Here is a 22,062-nt window from a genome sequence, read left to right on the forward strand (position 1 = left end):
ATTTATATTGCAGAAAAATTTTCATTTAAAACGTCGTTGTTATCGATGAATATTTGATTCCATAGTTCAAAAGTCAAAAGAAGCCAGATTTGTCTTCCTTTATGGCTTGAGCTATCATAATCTTTAAAAAGACTTTCAATATATTTTGCATTGAAATAACCCCTAGATAATGATTTTTGGGAAAACAATATATCTTTAGCAAAATTTTTCAATTCGGAATTTAATAATGAACTTAGTGGAATTGGAAATCCATTTTTCTGCCTATTTAATATAAAACTTGGCAAAATATCTTTAAATGTCTTTTTTAAAATATATTTTTCAGTATTACCTTTATATTTTAAACTTGATGGCAATGATGAAGCAAATTCCACTATCTTATAATCTAGAAAAGGGACACGTAATTCTATTGAATTTGCCATTGTCATCTTATCTGATTTTATAAGTACATCTTTTGGAAGCCATACTTTTTGATCAAAATATAACATCTGATTAATTTCATCCTTCCATTGTGGCATATGGTAAAATGAATTTAAATATTTATCGCTTTTTTTGTCTTTTATCCATAATGCTTGTAAATCTCCGCTTAAAGGATTGGATATTTCATCATCTTTAAACGTCATACCAACTCCTTTGTATCTCTTTAAGACAGGAAGTTTTGTACGCATTAAGAAATTTTTACCGAAATTTATTTGAAAATTATTATTCAATGACTCTATTAAATCTTTTAATAAATTTGGTAATTGATTATACTTTTTAATAGCATTTGGTTCTCTATATACAGTATATCCGGCAAATATTTCATCAGCTCCTTCACCAGATAAAACAACTTTAACGTACTTTTTAGCAAGTCTTGATAAAAAGTATAGTGGTATTGCGGTTGGATCGCTTAATGGCTCGTCCATGTACCAAATGATGTTTTTCAAATTATCTATTACTTCATCTGGTTTAATGATATATTCATGATGTTCTGTACCATAGTATTTTGCGGTTTTTTTTGAAAGAGCTAATTCAGAATAATCATTTATATTAGTTTTTGTTTTTGGCTTTTCAAAGCCAACAGAAAAAGTTTTAATAGATTTATCGTAAAATTTCGAAACCTCGGATAATATAATTGTAGAGTCTAAACCTCCACTTAAGAATATTCCTATTGGTACATCACTTATTATTCTTTTATTAATAGATGAATCAATTAGATTTAATAATTTGTTTTCATAATAAAATTCTTCTTCTATATCAGGATTATCTTTAAATTCGATATCCCAATATTTTTTTATTTTTATGTTTTTACTATGATAAATTAATATATTTCCAGGCAATACTTCGAATATATCTTTAAACATTGTTTCATTGCCTGGTATATATCTATAAGATAATAAGGTTCCAATTTTGTTATAATTTAACTCTGTATCTATAATACTACATTTTAGTAGTGATTTTATTTCAGATGCAAATATAATAGTGTTATTCTTAAACGCATAATAAAGCGGTTTTATACCAAGTCTATCTCTTGCAAGAAGCAACTTTCTGTTTTTTTCATCCCAAATGCAGATAGCAAACATACCATTAAGACGTAATGCAAAATCATCACCATATTCTTCGTATAGATGTACAATTACTTCTGTATCAGATGATGTATAAAATTTGTGCCCTTTTATGATAAGATCTGTTCTTAAACTTTGAAAATTATATATCTCACCATTAAACACAACATAAATATCTTTTTCTTCATTATGGATTGGCTGATGACCATTCTCTAAGTCTATTATGCTTAGTCTTCTCATACCAAGAGCTGTATTATTTTTAAAATAAGTACCTTCATCATCAGGTCCTCTATGAACAATGACATTTAGCATTTCTTTTAAATCGCTTTCTCCTAAATAATTTGTCATATCTCCAGAAAATCCGCATATTCCACACATGTTTGATACCTCCATTTTTAATACTCCTTGTATTATATCCTTTTATGATTAAAATAATATTAAAAATGGTGATACTTTGTAGTATCACCATTAATTTTTTTGGGTAATATGATTTAGTTTTGATTTTCACCTTGTTGTTGAACCTGCAAGTTATCATTATCTTTTTCATTAACATTAGATTTTTCTGCTTCATTTGCTTTTGCATTATTTTCATTATCATTTTCTTTGTCTTGTTTTAATACTTTGCCATTTCCTGCATCAACTTTTACATCTACAGTGTCAGAAGAAGGGCATGGTTCTACATTTGTTGTATTTTTACCTACTAATACACAAAAGAAAAACCAGAAAGAATAAATTATAGCAATGTCTTATGTTTTGATATTGTTAATATTTAATTAATAATATTTTAATAATTTTGTTTTATAATTTAAAACTATAGAAATTTTAAAAGAGGTGTACGATACAATGAAACATAAGATATTTGCTGTTTGTATATCAATATTTTTGATTTTATTTTCCATTGGAATAGGCGTTGTTTTAAGCGATGTTAATAGAATAATGGATAATTACTCAACCATATCTATGCATGATATAACGTCGAAAAACCGTTCATCATTGCTATATGCTAAAAATGCTCAAGGGAAATGGGTAAATATTGGCGAAATACATGGCACTGACAATAGAATTTGGGTTCCAATTAGTAAAATACCGAAAGATCTGCAAAATGCATTTGTCGCAATTGAAGACCAAAGATTTTATCAAGATAATCTTGGGATAGATCCTAAGGGTATCATAAGGGCTTTAATAGTAGATATTAAGGCAGGTTTTAAACCTGTCGAAGGAGCAAGTACAATAACGCAGCAATTGATTAAAAACACTATTTTCCCGCAAATAGCAAGCAAAAAAACTATCACTAGAAAAATAGAAGAAGCCATTTTAGCATGGAAATTTGTGCATAAGTATTCCAAACAACAAATATTAGAGGCATATCTTAATACGATATATTTAGGAGGTCCCAACTTAAATGTGTATGGCGTTCAAGCTGCAGCGTTAGGTTATTTCGGTAAAAATGTAAATCAACTTGATTTGGCTCAATCAGCTATGATCGCAGGCATAACTGAAGATCCAGCAAGATATTCACCATATGCAAATGAAACATACGCGATACAAAGGCAGCATTTGGTACTGCAAAAGATGTTAGAATTAGGCTTTATAACTAAAAGTCAATATGAACAAGCTATAAATGAAAAATTAACATTTAAAAAATCAAATTTATTGAGTTATAGTCATGAGTATTTTATAGATCAAGTCATAAACGATGTGACTTCGAAATTAGAACAAAAATATCATTTAACTAGGCAAGAAGCGTTGAATAAAATTTATAATGGTGGATTAAGGATTTTTACAACAATGGACTTAAATATACAGTTAAGCATGGAAAATGTGTTTTCAAATCCAAAGTACTTTCCTGTCAACAACAAAATAAAAGAAAAAGTACAAGGTGCTATGGTTGTAATTGATTGGAGGACAGGAGAAGTAAAAGGAATTGTAGGGGGGAGAGATGGTGAAAATCAAAAATTGCTTTTTAATAGAGCTACACAGTCTTTTAGGCAGCCTGGATCATCGATTAAACCTTTGACAGTATATGCGCCAGCATTGGAAAGTGGATTAACTCCAGCATCAATAGTAAATGATGAGCCAATAAACATAAATGGATGGTCTCCACATAACTATGAGAACACATTTCAAGGTCCTGTCACTTTGACAAAAGCATTGGCAGATTCAATTAATATTCCAGCAGTTAAAATTGTTGAGAAAATTGGTCTCAATAAAGCTGCAGAATATGGGAAAAAATTTGGATTAGATATAACCCAAAATGATATGTATTTACCAGCACTTGCATTAGGAGGACTAAGTCGTGGTGTATCTCCACTGCAAGAAGCAAGTGCTTATGGTGCAATAGCAAATGGTGGCATATATTTATCACCAATAACATTTACGAAAGTAGAAGATAGCAATGGGAATGTAATACTTGAAAATGCTCCTTCTGAAAGATATGTCATGTCAAAAAAGAATGCTTATATTTTAGAGATGATGATGGAAGAAGTAGTGAAATATGGAACAGGTATAAATGCAGCATTACCTAATATGCCTGTTGCTGGTAAAACGGGTACAACTGATAATTATGATAATGCATGGTTTACGGGTTTTACACCCTATTATGTAGGTAGTGTTTGGATGGGCTTTGATAGTAACAGGAGAATTGTAGACGACAGAATAGGACCAGTTGTTGGAGGCACATTTCCAGCTGAACTTTGGAAAGCAGTTATGTATGAAATTCACAAGAATTTACAACCTGTTGACTTTCAAGCGCCGAATGGAATTTCAAAAGAATATATTTCAGAAATTGTTAATAACGCAATTGTAAATGTAAGCGCAAATGAAAAAACGTCAAATTTATCTCAAAATAATAAAATACAAGACACGACAAAAAATAATACTAACAATTCAAATAATTATAGTGCAATTTTGAACAATATGAACAATGTAACAAATAACAATTCAACAATGAACGGTAATATAAATAATGCAAATAGTAGTTTAAATAGCAACATTAGTAAAAGTTCTAATGGAACAAATATAAATTTAGATAATAAAGGTAATACTTTATTGTCTAAAAATAACATTAATAGTCAAGATAAAAGTATAACTTCTGATTTAAATAGTACAAAATTGACACCTCCATCAAATAAAAGTGATAAAAGTAATTGATTTTATGCTATCCAATTCCAAGTTGTAAATAGAATAAAAAATAGCCCTTGAATCATAGGTAAGGAAATTAATAATGCAATTCCTAAATTTGGATACTTTTTTGATAGTTGTGCTAATGATATCATCAAAGGAAAAAGTACTAAAATATAACGGGTCATGCTTGCTAATGGTGTCATAGAGTACAAAGTTGGTGCTGATATAGGTATTATAACTCCAATTAATGTAAAAATAATCCATGGCCAAGGTTGTCCGTATTTTTTACCAATTAAAGGGAGAATTATACCTAAAATTGCTGCAGTAACATCAATAGTACTATAAACATGTGAAAACTGAATATTCCAAGCGCTTATATATTTTCCAGAAGGAAATTTTGCTGATGGTATTGGAGTTAAAATGTTCTTGAAGGCAGTTATTATGCCCATCCATGGTGGTGATAAAAATCTTCCCCATCCACTTTCAGCGTGAATAAAACGCAATGGATCGCCTGTAGAATGCCATAAATATATTGCCCATAAAGAAAAGGTAAAAGGTATTAAAAATAAATGAAATAAAATTTTCCAAGCCTTCTTTCCGTATTTCTCTATTGCTATCCAAGACAAGGGTATAAACAAAGTTATTCCGAGATTACGTGTTAAAACTGCTATACTGCTACCTAAACTTGCAATCCACCATAATTCTTTGTCGGCAGCCCAAAATGCAAGAATGGTTCCGAAAAAAAATAGTGATTCAGTGTAGATGGCAGAGAAGAAAAAAGATGTTGGAAATAAAAATGTAAAAATAATTGTTAATTTTGCTATTTTTGAATCAAAGTGATTTTCTACTAAATCGTATAAAAAGAACAAAGAAAAGATAAAAAACAAATTAGAGATAAATATTCCTGATATAATATATGGAATATGTATTAATTTATGTATAAAACTTATAAGCGCTGGATAGAGTGGGAAAAAAGCTTGAGGTGAATAATGAGATTTATAAGGTATATTGTATCCATATTTTGCGATAGCTAAATACCACTGTGAATCATATCTATCCCACATTGTAAAAATTAAAGGTGCCTTAGACATAGGCCACGGCTGTGATGGTTTACCACCAGGTATGCGTAGATTTGCTACCCAACCTATAAATACAAGAACAATACGAGATATTAGCCATATTACTGCTATCCAAGATAAATTTTTGAGTTTATTAATATAAATATATATCATAATTATACCCCCCATTGCGATTAGTTTTTGCTATTTATAGTTTAATTTAATTTTCTTAAAATAAAATTAAAATTTTGTAAATGAATTATGAATTGCTTATTAATATATAAATAATAAAACGTTAATAGCGCGATCTGTATAGTTTTGCACAATAAAATATGATAAAATATTGTAAAAGCAATTGTGACTAAATACTGTTTATATTTTAACACTGATCCAGCACAAAGGGGATGAAAGAGATGAAGAAACTGCTTGTATTTATTTGCATTGTACTGATTGGTGTAGGTATTATGTTTTCAGCTTTTGCTGCAACAAATGATGTGAAAGTAGAATTTACTATCGGCAAAAGTCAATATACCATCAATGGTCAATATTATGCAATGGATGTAGCACCTTATATAAAAGATAACCGTACGTTTTTGCCATTGAGATATGTAGCATATGCTATAGGTGTTGAACCTCAAAACATTGTCTATGAAAATGGAGTCATAAGTATAAATAATGATAATAATGTTGTAAAGCTCAGTGTAAACAGCGATATTTTAAGAGTAAATGGAAATATAATTCAAATGGACACAAAGCCTGAGATTGTGAATAATAGGGTAATGGTGCCTGTCTATTGGATATCTAAAGCTTTTGGCATAAATATTAGCTGGAATCAATCTACATATTCTGTTACATTTGATTACATTGAAAAGACGGGAAGCAGTTTAAATATAAATAATTCTACTTTGACTAATAACAGTTCCTCTTTAGCGACATCGACAAATGTCAATCCTTCAAATGATGTAAGTAAGCAATTTAGTTGGCAGTATAGAAATGCTACGTACAGTTTAGAACTACAGATTCCTACCGATATTTTAAATTGGGATAGAAAAATACCAGCTATAATAGATACTTTTTACAATAGCAATGGTGAGCAGCAATCATCTCAGCTTTCATATATGTCTGATGAAATTAAGACATTAGTTTTATCGTGTTCGGAGTATGCAAATAATAATTACACACCGTGGGTAACAGAAGAATCAAATTACGACTATGTAAAAGATGTAGCAAAAACTTTACTGCAAATGGCTCAGAATAATGGATTTGATAATTTTCACACGGCTGAGTTTGTGCAAAGTTTTGTGGAATCTATTCCGTACAAAGTAACGGATACGCCTGAGCTTCCTGTTCAAACTCTTGTGGATGGCGGTGATTGTAAGGATAAATCAATATTATTGGCTTCATTGCTTAAAAATCTAGGTTATAATGTGGCATTATTAGTATTTCCTCCGCCTCAAAACCAACAAGTTGGGCACATGGCAGTTGGAATAGCATTCAACGATAATGAACTTCCGCTCTACCGAGATTACGACTTTACATATTACAGCTTTAGTGGCACAAAATATTATTTTGCAGAGACAACAAGCCCTGGTTGGCTTATAGGGCAACTAAGCGATGATTCATTAGAGCAAACAGCTTATATTTATGCTATATCGTAAATAATTGTAAGATAAATCGACATTTAATAAAAATAAAGAAATTTTCAGGAGTGATACAATGAACGATAGTTTTAAAAGACTTACTCCAGAAGAAGCATTGGAAATAGCCAATAAAAGCCAAAGAGGCAAGTTGAAGATATTTTTAGGATATGCGCCTGGTGTAGGAAAGACGTATGCAATGCTTGATGAGGCAAACAGAAGATTGAAAAGAGGTCAGGATGTCGTTATTGGGGTTGTAGAAACGTATGGCAGAAAAGAAACTGAAGCGATGATAGGTGATTTAGAGATAATACCTAAGAAGGAAATCATATACAAAGGCACTGTACAGTACGAGATGGATCTTGACGCTATATTAAAGAGAAAACCGCAAGTCGTTTTGGTAGATGAGTTGGCACATACAAATGTCCCTGGCAGCAAGCATAATAAAAGATATGAAGATGTAGAGGAAATACTGCAAAATGGGATAAACGTTTTGTCGACTTTGAATATACAGCATTTAGAAAGTTTAAATGACACTGTAAAACAGATTACTGGTATAACGGTGAGGGAGACGATTCCAGATACAATAGTTAACAATGCTGATGAAATAGAAGTCATAGATGTAACGCCTGACGCTCTTCAAAATCGATTAAAAAGAGGCGAGGTATACAATCTCGATAAAGTTGATCAAGCGTTAAAAAATTTTTTCCGCAAGGGAAATTTAAATGCACTAAGAGAACTGGCACTCAGACAGTCTGCGGATGAAGTTGATGAAGACTTGGAGCAATACATGAAAGAACATGGTATACAAGAAAATTGGGAGACAAATGAAAAGATAATGGTATGCATAAGTTTTAATCCGCTTGTAAAAAAATTAATAAGGCGGGGTGCCAGAAGAGCACACCGCTTTAAATGCGAATGGATAGTCGTGTATGTAGAATGTACCAATATTTTCGCTAAAAAGCCAACTAAAAAGGATATGGAGGTATTGGAAAGCCATTTTAAGCTTGCTAAGCAGCTTGGGGCTGAAGTAGTTGTATTAAGGGGGAAAAGCGTATCGGAAGAACTGCTTAAATTCGCCAAAGAAAGACATATTACACAGATAATAATGGGTCATTCAAATAGAAGAAAATGGGAGACGCTTTTAAGAGGATCTACAGTACAGAAACTAATAAACTCGGCAAAAAACATTGAAATACATGTTATCCCATATAACTAATCAAAATGCAAAAATTGCACTCCTATTTGAGATTATCAAGAGCGATGTTTAGTTCTAATACATTTACTCTTGGTTCTCCCAATATGCCTAATTGTCTCCCTGCAATATGTTCATTAACAAGATTTTTTAATTTTTCTTCAGATATACCACGAGCTTTGGCTATCCTTGGTATTTGCATAAGGGCAGCATCGATACTTATGTCTGGGTCAAGACCGCTTGCCGATGATGTAATAAGGTCGGATGGGATGGCGGTGTTTGATTTAAGACCATTCTCTTTTCTGACTTGCTGCGCAAGTTTTTCAGCTTTTTCAATTAGCAACTTATTTGTAGGACCAAGGTTTGAAGCTGATGAGGACGTTGCATCATAGCCGGTTTCGCCGGCGGAAGATGGGCGCCCATGAAAATATTTTGGATCGCTAAATTGTTGACCTATTAAAGATGAGCCAATGACTTGGCCATCTTTGTAAATCAGACTTCCATTTGCTTGATGTGGAAAAATTAACTGTGCTATTCCTGTAATAGTCAGTGGATATAGTAAACCTGTAAAGACAGAGAGCACTATAAGAAGCATTAAGCTTTTTAAAATGGCATTTTTGATCATGTCTAATCTCCTTTCGGTATAATACACTTGATTAGTGAACCAATCCTAAGAAAGTGATAATTATGTCTATTATTTTTATACCTACAAACGGTACTATAAGCCCACCTAATCCATATATAAGCATGTTTCGCTTAAAGATTGCAGCAGCACCCAGCGGTCTGTATTTTACACCTTTTAATGCCAATGGAATAAGTGCAATTATAATAAGTGCATTAAAGATTATAGCCGATAAAACTGCGCTTTCAGGTGTTTTTAAATGCATGATGTTTAATACGCCTAATTGAGGATATGTAGCTGAAAACATAGCAGGTATTATGGCAAAATACTTTGCTACATCATTTGCGATGCTGAACGTAGTCAATGCACCACGTGTCATAAGCAACTGTTTGCCGATCTCAACGACTGCTATTAATTTTGTAGGGCTTGAATCCAAGTCTACCATGTTTCCTGCTTCTTTAGCGGCCTGTGTTCCTGAATTCATAGCGACACCAACGTCTGCTTGAGCAAGTGCAGGAGCGTCGTTTGTGCCATCACCTGTCATTGCAACTAAATGCCCATTTGCTTGATATTCCTTTATAAGGCTAAGCTTTGTTTCGGGTTTTGCCTCTGCAACAAATTCGTCCACACCTGCTTCATCTGCAATAGCCTTTGCTGTCATTGGATTATCGCCTGTTATCATTACGGTTTTTATTCCCATTCTACGTAAATCAGCGAAGCGTTCTTTAATGCCGCCTTTAACTATGTCTTTTAGGTGTATTACACCTAATACTCTTTCATTTTCTGCTACTACCAAAGGAGTACCGCCATTTTGTGCAATCATTTTAACTGCGTTTAAAACTTCTTCAGGCATATTGCCGCCTTTTTCTTTAACATAATTTTCTATGGCATCTATAGCGCCTTTTCGTATTTCCTTATTGTTGTTTATATTTATTCCGCTCATGCGAGTCTTGGCTGTAAAAGGTATGAATTCAACATTTAATTCTTTTAAATTGTGCTCTCTTATACCGTATTTGTCTTTTGCTAAAACTACAATGCTTCTGCCTTCTGGTGTTTCATCGGATAAAGAGGACATTTGAGCAGCCATTGCCAATTCATTTTCTGTCACGCCTGGAGCAGGAATAAATTCTGTAGCCATTCTATTGCCAAATGTGATTGTACCTGTTTTATCCAGTAAAAGCACATCTACGTCACCTGCAGCTTCAACGGCGCGACCAGACATAGCCAATATATTCTTTTTTATGAGCCTGTCCATCCCTGCTATGCCAATTGCACTTAGCAGTCCTCCTATTGTGGTCGGTATAAGACATACAAGCAATGCAATGAGGGTTGGAATTGATATTTTTGTTCCCGAATAAATCGCATAAGGCTCAATTGTAACTGTGGCTAAAAGCAGTATTATAGTGAGCCCTATAAGCATAATCGTCAATGCAATCTCATTTGGCGTCTTTTGCCTTTTTGCACCTTCTACAAGGCTTATCATTTTATCAAGAAATGATTCGCCTGGATCTGAAGAGATTTTTACTTTTATCCAGTCTGATAGGACTTTTGTACCAGCGGTTACAGAGCTTCTGTCACCTCCAGATTCTCTTATGACAGGTGCAGACTCACCAGTAATTGCACTTTCGTCTACAGATGCTACACCTTCAATTACCTCTCCGTCGCCTGGTATTATATCGCCAGCTTCAACCAAGACAATGTCACCTTTTTTAAGAGTAGAGCCTAACACTACCTCAGTTTTATTCCCTATTAATTTTTTCGCTTTTATATCTTTTCTTGTCTTCCTCAGCGCATCAGCTTGAGCCTTACCTCTGCCTTCAGCTAAAGATTCTGCAAAATTTGCAAACAATATGGTAAACCACAGCCAAATTGAGATTTGCAAGTCAAAATTTCTTTCAGCACTTTTGCCTATGAAGTCCATGATCGTTATTATAGTCGTCAATATTGAACCTATTTCAACGATAAACATTACAGGATTTCGGAAAAGTGTTGCAGGATTTAATTTTTTAAAAGCATTTTTAATGAGTTCTTTACTATTTATATTCATTCGCGTAGATTCTTTTTTGCTCATAATTAATACCTCCATGGTTAGAACAATTTTCCAGCATTCATCAGCAATTGTTCAATTATTGGACCTAAAGAAAGAGCCGGGAAAAATGTCAAAGCGCCAATTATCAGCACTATTCCTACTAAAAGCACTGAAAATAATGCATTGTCGGTAGGAAATGTCCCTACACTGACAGGAACAACCTTTTTATTTGCCAAACTTCCTGCAATGGCCAGTGCTGGTATGATTACGCCAAACCTACCAATAATCATTGCGATTGAGGTGATTAAATTGTAAAAAAGTGTGTTAGAGTTAAGTCCGGCAAAAGCACTTCCATTATTTCCTGTTGTCGAAGCAAAAGCGTACAATATTTCGCTTAAACCATGTGGACCATGGTTTAGCAGGACACTTGTACCAGTTTTTGTAACCGATGCAATAGCACTTCCTATAAGTATTGTGGAAGCTGGTATTATGATGGCCAATATTGACATCTTCATCTCGTATGATTCTATTTTTTTGCCGATGTATTCAGGTGTTCGCCCTACCATAAGACCTACAATAAAAACTGCTAAAAAAGCATCTATTAGCATTGAATAAAGCCCGGAGCCAACACCTCCAAATATGACTTCTCCAAGCATTATTTGAAGCATTGGTATTAGTCCGCCTAAAGGTGTCATGCTGTCTAAAGAAGAATTTACGGCGCCACAAGAAGCGGCTGTCGTGACTGTTGAGAATAATGAAGAACCAGCTATTCCAAATCTGACTTCTTTTCCTTCCATGGCAGATGGACCAGTTATATTTATATGGCTTATGATTGGATTGCCGGTTTTTTCCGAATAATATGTTGTCCCTAACATGATGACAAATAAAATAAGCATGGCACTAAAGATAGCCCATCCTTGTCTTGTGTTTTTCACCATTTTACCAAATGCATATGGCAATGAAGCTGGTATAGCAAGTATTGCCAGCATTTCTAACATATTTGTAAGTGGCGTTGGGTTTTCAAAAGGATGTGCGGAATTTGCACCAAAAAAGCCTCCGCCGTTTGTTCCCAGCATTTTAATTGCTTCCTGAGAAGCCACAGGACCCATTGCTATGACTTGCTTTAGACCTTCTAATGTATGTACTCTAATATAGCTGCTAAAGTTTTGTATTACGCCCTGTTGTGCAAGGATTAAAGAAAGAATTAATGAAAGAGGCAAAAAAATCCATATTATTGATCTTGTGATGTCCACCCAAAAATTGCCTATGTCTTTTGTGGAATGTCGCATTATGCCTCTAATTAAAGCAATTGCAACAGAAAGACCAGTAGCAGCAGACAAAAAGTTCTGAACCGTAAATCCTAACATTTGTGTCAAGTAACTTACGGTTGTTTCACCATTGTACGCTTGCCAGTTTGTGTTTGTTACAAAGCTTACTGCTGTGTTTAAAGCAAGATGCCATGATGAAATTCCAGGTAGTTTTTGAGGATTTAATGGCAATTTGCCCTGCGATACGAGTAAAATAAAGAGAAATATCATGCCTAAAAAATTAAATATAACCAGCGACAAAGCATATTCCTTCCAATTCATTTCATGGCTTTCATCTATGCCTGTAATTTTGTAGACAAATTTTTCGATTGGTTTTGCCACAAAATCAAAGAATGTATGCTGATTCGTAAATACCTTTGCTATATACGAACCAAGTGGAATTGTAATTATCACTAAAAGACATATAAATATTAGCATTTGTAAAATATCATATATCATACTAATCCTCCCTGATACTTATCATAATTCATCAGCTTTTAATAACATGTAAACCAGATAAAAAAGTATCACAAGTGATATTATGCCACCTAAAGTAAATTCAATATTCATTGCCAACTCCTCCTTAAAAAATAAAATAAAATAGTTTGCTTTTAGGCATGAGTAAATTATAATACAGGGGAAAATAAAACAAAAGTTTCATTAAATTTTCATTAAAAAATTATCCATATTATCAAATCCCTTTATATTAAATTATCTCACTAATACACATAATTATCACATTTTTTCGCGTTTTTTCGTAAGAATCCTTTATTGACTTTATATTTTCTGAAAATTATACTTTAACTATTAAGAATTGAAGCGTATGTAGGTAGGTGTATTTAATGCTTAAGACGTTAAAAGGCAAGATATCGATTGTGTATTTGGTGCTTGTCGTACTGGTATTGATAGTCGGAATAATATCTGGCATTAATATGTATTATCTTAGTAAAACTATAGATGGTTTAATGATTGACAACTATAAAAGCATAAAAGCTGTCAATTTGATGAATGAGGAGTTAGAAAATCAAAACAATGCCATACTGACATTTATATATGAAGACAGGCAAACCGCTATAAAGCAGTTTAATCAAGACAATTCGGTGTTTTACAATTGGTACAATGTAGAAGCAAACAATATAACAGAAAAAAATGAAGGCAAATATGTTGATGAGATAAAAAATGCGTATGTGGATTTTACGACAAGCGTTTCATATTTGCAAGGGATGCCACCAAACGATAAAGTTGGCATGTTGAACTATTATAATACGAAGATAAAGCCTAATTATGAACATATAAAAGATCTATTAAATTCCCTTGCAAAATTAAACGAAGACGCTATGTTCAAAAAAAAGACTAATGCGACGTTGGATGCAAAAAATTCAATGTACACAATTTTGTTAGTTACACTTTTAGCAGCTATTTTTGGATTCATAATATCTTTAATATTTACCAATAGATTTTTAAAGCCAATGGAATATTTGATAAAATCTATAAGAGAAGTAAAAGAAGGGGAACTTGACCAAGTTATATCAATTAAGACGGATGATGAATTGGGTAAATTAGCAGTAGAATTTAATAACATGATAAAAAGACTTAAGCAATATGAAGAAAGTCAATTAGGCAAAATAATCGATGAACGCAACAAGACATTGTCTATAGTAAAAAGTATAAATGACCCTTTGTTAGTGCTTAATTCAGATTATAAAATAATATTATTAAATGGTGCGGCAGAAGAGTTATTTGGAATCGAAGAGAAAAATGCACTTGATAAGCATTTTCTTCTTTCTGTTAAGGACGAAAAACTTTTTGAGCAAATAAATGCGATTGTTGATTCGAAATTTAATATTAACAAGGTTGAACAAGTTAAATACGGTGATAAGTACTACGATGTTACAATCACTCCAATAAAAAATTACAAATCTGAAATATCAGATATGCTGTTAGTTTTTCATAACATTACTGAGTTTAAGGAGTTGGATCAGGCAAAAGACGATTTCATATCGATAATTTCACATGAGTTCAAAACACCATTGACATCTATAATGATGGGTACAAGCATGATTTTAGAAGAAAAAATAGGTATGATTAATGATAAACAAAGAAGCACACTCATTGCAATCGAAGAAGAAGGTGAAAAGCTTACTGAATTGGTTAATGAACTAATAGAGCTTACTAAGATTGAATCTGGCAAAGAGATGTACAATTTTAAGTGTTGTTCTATATTTGGAATAGTGCAAAATACTGTAAGGCCATTATATAATATAGCTAATGAAAAAGGTGTAAATCTTACTAATACAATTGACGAAGATATGCCATGCGTATATGCTGATCCAGAGAAAATAACGTGGGTCTTAAACAATCTTATAACTAATGCTTTGAAGTACACTGATGCAGGTGATGATATTACAATCAGTGCATTGCTTAATGGCGACTTCATGCAGATTTCTGTTAAAGATACTGGTGCAGGAATACCTAAAGAATATAAAGATAAAATTTTTGACAAGTTTTTTCACGTACAGAATGATGACGAATTTGAGATTAAAGGCACAGGATTGGGCCTTGCTGTCGTAAAAGAGATTGTAGAAGCACATGGTGGGAAAGTATGGTGTGAAAGCGATATAGATGTAGGAAGCAATTTCATATTTACACTTCCTATATGCGATGAAAGAGGGTAATTATTTATGAAGAAAGTTTTAGTTGCAGATGATACTAAGAATATTAGAATGCTTCTTACTACTTGCCTTGAATCAGAAGGATATAATGTTATAACAGCTAAAGATGGTGAAGAGGCGCTTAAGATATTAAAAAATGGAGATGTGGAGCTTGCCTTTATAGATATTAAAATGCCAATTTTAAGCGGTACCGAAGTTTTAAGAAAGATAAGATCTTGTGGGATAACGACACCTGTCATAATAATAACGGCATTTGCCACGATAAAAAATGCGATTGAGTGTACAAAATTAGGCGCAGTAGAATATATACAAAAACCATTTACTGTTAAAAGAGTTAAATCTGTATTAGAAAAAATGATTGATGAACATGAGAAAATAAAAGAAAATGATACAAATAATTTGATACACAAAATAGAAAACTTAATTGATAATGATAACTTCATTGAAGCATTGGACATGCTTAAAAAGTCTAAGGTCAATCCAGATGATCCGAGATTTTACCTTTTGCACTATAAGATATACGATGGTTTAGGAGACAAAGAGATGTCTGATAAATTTTTGAAGGCATATAAAATTTTCAATGAAGGCTAAAGTATAAAATTATAAGGTCGTCTTATGTCAAATTATTGTGCTTTTGGTTAAATAGTGTATAATATCATTAAGAAAAATTTTCACTATATGAGTATTTGTAGACTAGATTGGTGGGGGTACTTGATGATGAAGGCTATTTATCCAAAAGAAATTTTAATTGTAGAAGACAGTAGACTTAACGCACAAGTAACGGCAGATATTTTAAAAAGGTATGGATACAAGGTTGAAATAGTATTTTCGGGGGAAAAGGCTATTGAAAAAGTAATAAGCAGTGAAAAAAGTCCAGATTTGATTTTGATGGATATTGAGCTTAGTGGAAAGATTGATGGCATAGACGCTGCAAAAATGATTGGTCAGCATAAAGACATTCCAATTATATTCTTGACTGCTAATGCCGATAGAAACATAATGGGGAAAATAAAATCTGTTTCGGCGTATGGTTACATTTTAAAAGGTGTAGATGAAAGTGTCATTATTTCTCAGATCGAGATGGCTTTTAATTTGTATGAGGCCAGGAATGAAATCAAAAACAGAGAAGAAATGTTTCATAGCATGTTTGAAAACCATGATGTAACTATGATGTTGATTGATGCTGAATCAGGTCATATAGTTTATGCGAATAGAACTGCTTGCGAATTTTGCAGATATCCTAAAGATATTGTACAAAACATGGATATTAGAGAAGTTGCGGATTTTTTTAGTGTAGATGGATATGAAAGCTGTTGGAAAATGCTTAAAAAAGGCTGTAACCCATGCGTATGCATTCAAAGTGAAGTTGATGGAAGTAAAAAAATAGTAAATGCGTATTCAACAATTATAGATTATCAAGATAAGAAATTAATTCATCTAATAGTATTTGATATAACTGAAGAATGGGAAATCAAAAGAAAACTTGAATTTTACAGAAAGCTTTTTGAGGATTCTCTAAATGAAATTTATATATTTCATGCTGAAACTTTAAAGTTTATTTTTGTAAATCGTGGAGCAAGGAATAATTTAGGTTATTCTGGGGAAGAACTCAAAGAAATGACTCCTGTTGATATAAAGGTAGAATTTACGCTGCAAAGTTTTAAAGAGTTTCTAGAACCCCTTTTAAATGGCAAGCAGATGCAATTAAATATTGAAACGATGCACAGAAGAAAAGATGGTTCACTATATCCGGTGGGAATCCATATAGAGCTTATGGAGTATGATGGCGAAAAAGTCTTTGTAGCATTTGTAGCTGATTTGACAGAACAAAGGAAAATTGAGAATGATCTTATGGAGAAAAATGAGATTTTAAATACTATAACTGCTTATGCCGGTGATGCTATTATAATGATTGATGGGTATGGAAAGGTTACTTTTTGGAATCCGGCGGCAGAAAGAATACTGGGTTATTCAAAAGATGAAATATTAGGTAAAGAGTTGCATACATTTATGATATTAGATGAACAATTGTATAGTTCTTACAAGAAGGCAATTGATAAATTTCGTCAAAGCGGTGAAGGAAGCATCGTTGGGAAAACAGTTGAAATGAAGACTGTACATAAGAAGGGCTATGAAATAGATATAGAGCTTTCACTTTCTGTTGTTAAAATAAATGGATCATGGCATGCGATAGGAATTATACGCGATATTAGCGACCGCAAAAAATTTGAAGAATTGCTTTATTTGAGATCAGTCACTGATCCACTTACGGGTATATACAATAGGCGTTTCTTTATGGATATGCTTGAAAAAGAGGTAGAAATGACAAAAAGGAATAAAAAGCCTTTTTCGCTTATCATGTTTGATCTGGATCATTTTAAAAATGTCAATGATTATTTTGGACATTCAGCAGGTGATATGGTACTAAAAAGAGTTGTTGAAATTGTAAAAGAAAGAATACGCAAAACCGATTGCTTTGCTAGATGGGGTGGAGAAGAATTTATCATCCTTTTGCCTGAGACTTCTTTGATTAATGTTTCAGATATAGCAGAAGAAATGAGACTTAAGATCAGCACTACAAGATTTGACGATGTTGGTAATGTTACAGCAAGTTTTGGAGCGACTGATTTTAAAGAAAATGATAATATTGATACAGTCCTCTTAAGATTAGATAATATGCTTTATGAAGCGAAAAATAATGGGCGAAACTGCGTTTGGGTTGGGTAATTTAAAAACAAAAGAGAAAGTTGGTTTAATTGGTTAACCTGCTTTCTTTTTTTAATATGTGCCTGGCATAGGCAGTAACTTGGTGGTGACGCTGTGGGCTTGGCATTGTGAACTACTAGCTGAACTGCAGTGATGTCCAGCATGAAGTGGAACATAAAGAAAGAGGTAAGCAAAATCTCGATCTGATACAGTTTTATTTATCGCAAGAGCTTTCTAAAAAACTTTATCAACATAAATAAAATTACAATTAGCAATAGCAATGCTAAGGAATATTTTTTTATTAAGTCAACAGCTATTTGCCATTTTTCACCGAGTAATAAACCTAAGCCTATGAATGTAATACACCACAAAACTGATCCAATGAAATTCAATAAAGCATAGTTTTTGACTTTGATCATGTAAATGCCGCTTAAATAAGGTATAATGTGTCTTATGCCGGGGATAAATTTGCTGAAAATAATTAAAACCTCTCGATGTTTATCAAAAGAAATTTTTGTCTTATGGATTTTTTCTTTTGTGATGCCGAACTTAAGCACAACTCCTTCACCGTATTTGAATGCTATAAACCACGCTACCATAGACCCTGTGAAAGTACCTGCTGTTGCGAATAATATTGAATAGATTATTGGTAAGATAGAACTTTTTAGTTCTAAAAAGCCCATGAAAGCCATTACTGTTTCTCCAGGCACAAATGGCATTCCCAAATATTCAGCAGCAAGGCTTAAAAAAAGAATTGGATCCCCGTATTGCTTTAAGAGCGTAAATATAAAATTCTTAGGCAATTTTTTCCTCCATAAAGAATGTTATTGATCTGCAAAATATCCATTTTATCTTATTTTACCACAGAATAAGAAAATTATCTAAATTATAATAATATTATTTTACTTTTAAAAATGCCTTATCGGCAATTAATAAAAAATTTGATGCTTTCTATAAAAATTTTAAAAGTTTTGCCGATAAAAGATTAAAAATGAGAGATTGGAGGTGACAATATGGCAAGCTATATTGATACAAGTTATATGTATATGATGTATCCTTATTACAGCGACTACAGTTATTTTTTTAATACGAGTAATCCATTGACTTCATTATCAAATATTACCACTGACAATATATCTCAAATCGCACAGCAGGCATTGTACACAGATATGCAGAACCAACAGTTGCCAATGCAAACTACAAATGCTCTTGTCATGCTGAATAGTTACGCAAATAATTTAGCTGACGCGGCGTCACAGTTGCAACTTACATCGCCTGATAATGTTTTTAATCAAATGGTTGCTACATCCAGTGATCCAAATTCCATAAGTGTATTAGCTCAACCAGGAGCAACTGCTACTACCTATAGTGTTACTGTAAATCAGCTTGCTATGGTGCAACAGAACAATGGGACAAGTTTGTCAAGCAATAGTGTTACAAGCCTTACACCTGGAACATACAGCTTTACAGCACAAGTAGGTGGTCAACAGTATAATATATCTTTTAATGTCAACCAAGGAGATACTAATCAAACTGTTTTAGATAATATGGCTCAAGCAATTAACTCTGCAAATATAGGGATTACAGCTGTTGTAAATAACAATCCATATCTTGGTACAAGTCAGTTAGAAATAAATGCAAATAATACTGGAACAAATAATGCATTCACATTGACAGATGTCAACGGCAATGCAGTTTCATATACTGGCGCAAATACAGTAACAGTAGAAGCAACAAATGCAAATTATATTATTAATGGAGTCAGTGGTACATCTCAAACAAACACTGTTAATATTGACAATAACAACTTGACCATGACATTTGACAAGACTATAAGCAATGCTACAGTAACAGTGGCACCTGATGCGCAATCCATAAGCGACAGCATAAATAATTTTGTCAATGACTACAATGAGATGTTAACATATGCGAATCAAAACCAGCAATATATAAGCCCTCTTGTTGTTTCGGAGCTTACTCAAAGTTATGAATATCAGGCGTCAAATTTACAAGCTATTGGAATTACTCAAAATCCAGACATGACTCTTTCGATAGACCAAAATACTTTAAATAATGCAATACAGAACAATTTTAGCACTGTACAAGCAGCTTTTGCTGGATTTGATGGATTGGCTGTAAATGTAGGTCAATTTGCTGGACAAATAGCTGAGAGTCCTCTTACAGACTATGCAAACGAAACGATGCCTTTAGTCAATAATAATATGGGAATTTATGATTCAACTGGAATGCTTGATGCGTCGTTAATTCAAACAATGTTGATGCCATCTGGTCAATTTATAAATTCGTTAATTTAACAATGAGTTAAAGAAATCTCCCAACTTTTAGAGGTGGGAGATTTCTTATACAGCATAAAAATTTAACGATTTAAATGAAAATTTCGTATACACCCAAAAAAACAATTAAAATACCTGAAACTAATGGTGCATAACTGCCAAATGTTTTGGCTAAGTAAGTATTGCCAAGCATATAACCAAAAAGAATGGATAATAAACTGAAAATAATTGTTAATAATGTCGTAAAATATATGTTAAGCCCTGTGATGCTTGCTCCGATTCCCAAACCTAAATTATTTATTGTTAAAGCAAAAGCAAGAATAATAGATTCTTTTATATCTATATATTTTGAATTATCCTTGTCTGCTATTTTTGAATTAATCAGGATTTCGTAATTATTTTTAAAGTCAAAAGTATTTGTTTTTCGTTTCTTATAATAGTCTAAAATAAACCATAATCCTAGCATAATAAGTATAAGACTACCAACAATATTTGATATGTTTGAAGGTAAAAATTTATTTATAAGTAAACCTATAGACATTGATAAAAATGTACCAATACCAGATACTAAAGCAATTAGAAGATTACTTAATATTCCAATCTTTATTTTTTTAATCCCATATGCTATGGCTACGGTAAAGTTATCGATATTTGCTGATATTGAAAATAATAAACTTGATATAACATGCATAGTAAAACCCCCTATTTTAATATGTCTTTATATTATATTCTTCATTTGAAAATTATGTTACCTGAAGCAGATGGAAACAGGAACTTTAGAATTGGGCCAATGATAGATAAAGCAGTAGATTTTGTATGCATTACTATATGATTCTATGGTGAGATTTGCAATGAGAACATTTGACTATGACCTATTTGCTTTTATTTAGAAGATATCTTTTAGTGCTAATAAATTGGTTTTTAAATCTTAGACTCAGAAGATATATCTGATAAAAAATAAAATTATTTCAAAAGGAGTAAAAGGCATACATAGAGTATTTAAACAAAATGAAAACCAGCGCCTTTAGACGCTGGATAGTAATAGAGGCTTATAGTTTCAGTAAATCACTTATTTTATTGGTGATTATGATTTAATTTTTGCTGCACATGCCAAACATTCTAATGTATTTTTTCCGACAATACCATCAACTGTTAAATGTTCTTTGGCTTGAAATTTCTTAACAGCATAATATGTATTTTCGCCGTAGTATCCATCTTCTTTTAGTTTAAAACCTAAATAGTTCAATATTTTCTGAAGTGCTAAGACTTTTTTATCGTACTTGTTTTTGTAATATTTCATATTAATAACATATTTTTGATTTGATGTAAAATCTATAGCAATTCCTTCTAATTCAATTCCTGCTACGGTTTTCGAGTTATTTTTTAAACAAATTATTCCTCTTATACCTTTAGATTTAATCCAGTTGTTACCTTCCTGGATAGTCGATACCACTTTCTTTTCTTCAACAGCACCTTTATCATTATAAGCATAGGCAATATATTTACTGTCTTTTATATTATTACTTTGATAATTTTGTGCAAAAGATGAAATACTGAAAAGTATGATAATACTTAGTACTAAAGTAATGAATAAAGTTGATTTTTTTAATAATTTCATTATAGAAACCTCCTAAAAACTTTTTAATTTTTCTATAATAGTTTGTGAATATAAATATTAAAATATACATTATTGATATTAAATAACTTAAATGTAATAAATATTTATTTAAGGTAATTTCATCAATAAATTAAACTATATGAAAAGTTTAAATAAAATCATTATTATGAGGAGTAATGATTTTATGCTATTGAGAAGTTAAGAAATTTCAATACTAAAAAACTTTTGTTGTTTAGCTATCAATGCTCATCCTTAGAATG

The 22,062-nt window shown here is 32.2% G+C and carries 15 protein-coding genes; 7 read left to right on the top strand and 8 right to left on the bottom strand.

All coding sequences use genetic code 11. From position 1 onward, the window contains the following. Nucleotides 1-2: 2 nt before the first annotated feature. The gene (gene asnB / locus GSH73_RS04300) at nt 3-1,934 is read right to left on the bottom strand and encodes an asparagine synthase (glutamine-hydrolyzing) (RefSeq protein ID WP_051408273.1); all 1,932 of its coding nucleotides are present in this window, start codon (nt 1,932-1,934) and stop codon (nt 3-5) included. A gap of 450 nt (nt 1,935-2,384) precedes the next feature. On the opposite strand from asnB, the gene GSH73_RS04305 reads away from it, so the two are divergent. Beyond that, nucleotides 2,385-4,691, top strand: a complete 2,307-nt coding sequence (locus GSH73_RS04305) for a transglycosylase domain-containing protein (protein WP_014759229.1) — start codon at nt 2,385-2,387, stop codon at nt 4,689-4,691. 2 nt (nt 4,692-4,693) lie between these two features. On the opposite strand, the gene GSH73_RS04310 is transcribed toward GSH73_RS04305, so the two are convergent. Continuing rightward, nucleotides 4,694-5,896: a mannosyltransferase family protein gene (locus GSH73_RS04310; RefSeq protein ID WP_014759228.1), complete on the bottom strand. Its 1,203-nt coding sequence runs from the start codon at nt 5,894-5,896 to the stop codon at nt 4,694-4,696. A gap of 239 nt (nt 5,897-6,135) precedes the next feature. Between GSH73_RS04310 and GSH73_RS04315 the strand changes: the two genes are divergently transcribed. Further along, the gene (locus GSH73_RS04315; RefSeq protein ID WP_014759227.1) at nt 6,136-7,380 is read left to right on the top strand and encodes a stalk domain-containing protein; all 1,245 of its coding nucleotides are present in this window, start codon (nt 6,136-6,138) and stop codon (nt 7,378-7,380) included. Nucleotides 7,381-7,438: 58 nt separating this feature from the next. After that, on the top strand, nt 7,439-8,578 hold the full coding sequence (locus tag GSH73_RS04320; RefSeq protein WP_014759226.1) for a universal stress protein: 1,140 nt from the start codon (nt 7,439-7,441) through the stop codon (nt 8,576-8,578). Between the two features lie 22 nt (nt 8,579-8,600). On the opposite strand, the gene kdpC is transcribed toward GSH73_RS04320, so the two are convergent. Genes kdpC through kdpA form a run of 3 tightly spaced genes read right to left on the bottom strand, consistent with a single transcriptional unit; the run spans nt 8,601 to nt 12,971 of the window. Next, complete coding sequence (kdpC, locus tag GSH73_RS04325; RefSeq protein WP_014759225.1) at nt 8,601-9,179, bottom strand: potassium-transporting ATPase subunit KdpC; 579 nt, start codon at nt 9,177-9,179, stop codon at nt 8,601-8,603. Between the two features lie 31 nt (nt 9,180-9,210). Beyond that, a complete protein-coding gene (kdpB, locus tag GSH73_RS04330) occupies nt 9,211-11,247 on the bottom strand; it encodes a potassium-transporting ATPase subunit KdpB (protein ID WP_014759224.1) in 2,037 nt (678 codons plus the stop codon). A gap of 17 nt (nt 11,248-11,264) precedes the next feature. After that, nucleotides 11,265-12,971 (bottom strand): potassium-transporting ATPase subunit KdpA, encoded by a 1,707-nt coding sequence (kdpA, locus tag GSH73_RS04335; RefSeq protein WP_014759223.1) that lies wholly within the window; start codon nt 12,969-12,971, stop codon nt 11,265-11,267. Nucleotides 12,972-13,354: 383 nt separating this feature from the next. Here kdpA and GSH73_RS04345 point away from each other — a divergent pair, with 383 nt between their 5' ends. The 3 genes from GSH73_RS04345 to GSH73_RS04355 all read left to right on the top strand — a co-directional run bounded on the left by GSH73_RS04345 (nt 13,355) and on the right by GSH73_RS04355 (nt 17,911). Continuing rightward, nucleotides 13,355-15,187 (top strand): ATP-binding protein, encoded by a 1,833-nt coding sequence (locus tag GSH73_RS04345; protein WP_014759222.1) that lies wholly within the window; start codon nt 13,355-13,357, stop codon nt 15,185-15,187. Nucleotides 15,188-15,193: 6 nt separating this feature from the next. After that, nucleotides 15,194-15,775: a response regulator gene (locus GSH73_RS04350; protein ID WP_014759221.1), complete on the top strand. Its 582-nt coding sequence runs from the start codon at nt 15,194-15,196 to the stop codon at nt 15,773-15,775. 126 nt (nt 15,776-15,901) lie between these two features. Continuing rightward, entirely contained in the window at nt 15,902-17,911 is a 2,010-nt protein-coding gene (locus tag GSH73_RS04355) for a PAS domain S-box protein (RefSeq protein ID WP_014759220.1), read from the top strand. A 197-nt stretch (nt 17,912-18,108) separates the two neighbouring features. On the opposite strand, the gene GSH73_RS04360 is transcribed toward GSH73_RS04355, so the two are convergent. Further along, a complete protein-coding gene (locus GSH73_RS04360; RefSeq protein WP_014759219.1) occupies nt 18,109-18,693 on the bottom strand; it encodes a DedA family protein in 585 nt (194 codons plus the stop codon). Nucleotides 18,694-18,903: 210 nt separating this feature from the next. Between GSH73_RS04360 and fliD the strand changes: the two genes are divergently transcribed. Next, nucleotides 18,904-20,205: a flagellar filament capping protein FliD gene (fliD, locus tag GSH73_RS04365; protein ID WP_014759218.1), complete on the top strand. Its 1,302-nt coding sequence runs from the start codon at nt 18,904-18,906 to the stop codon at nt 20,203-20,205. Nucleotides 20,206-20,275: 70 nt separating this feature from the next. Here fliD and ytaF read toward each other — a convergent pair whose 3' ends face one another. Beyond that, nucleotides 20,276-20,875, bottom strand: a complete 600-nt coding sequence (ytaF, locus tag GSH73_RS04370; RefSeq protein WP_014759217.1) for a sporulation membrane protein YtaF — start codon at nt 20,873-20,875, stop codon at nt 20,276-20,278. A 393-nt stretch (nt 20,876-21,268) separates the two neighbouring features. Then, nucleotides 21,269-21,802, bottom strand: coding sequence for a peptidoglycan-binding domain-containing protein (locus tag GSH73_RS13570; RefSeq protein ID WP_014759216.1), 534 nt, complete (start codon nt 21,800-21,802; stop codon nt 21,269-21,271). Nucleotides 21,803-22,062: the final 260 nt, after the last annotated feature.

It is taken from the genome of Thermoanaerobacterium aotearoense (assembly GCF_009905255.1).
Classification (GTDB): domain Bacteria; phylum Bacillota; class Thermoanaerobacteria; order Thermoanaerobacterales; family Thermoanaerobacteraceae; genus Thermoanaerobacterium; species Thermoanaerobacterium aotearoense.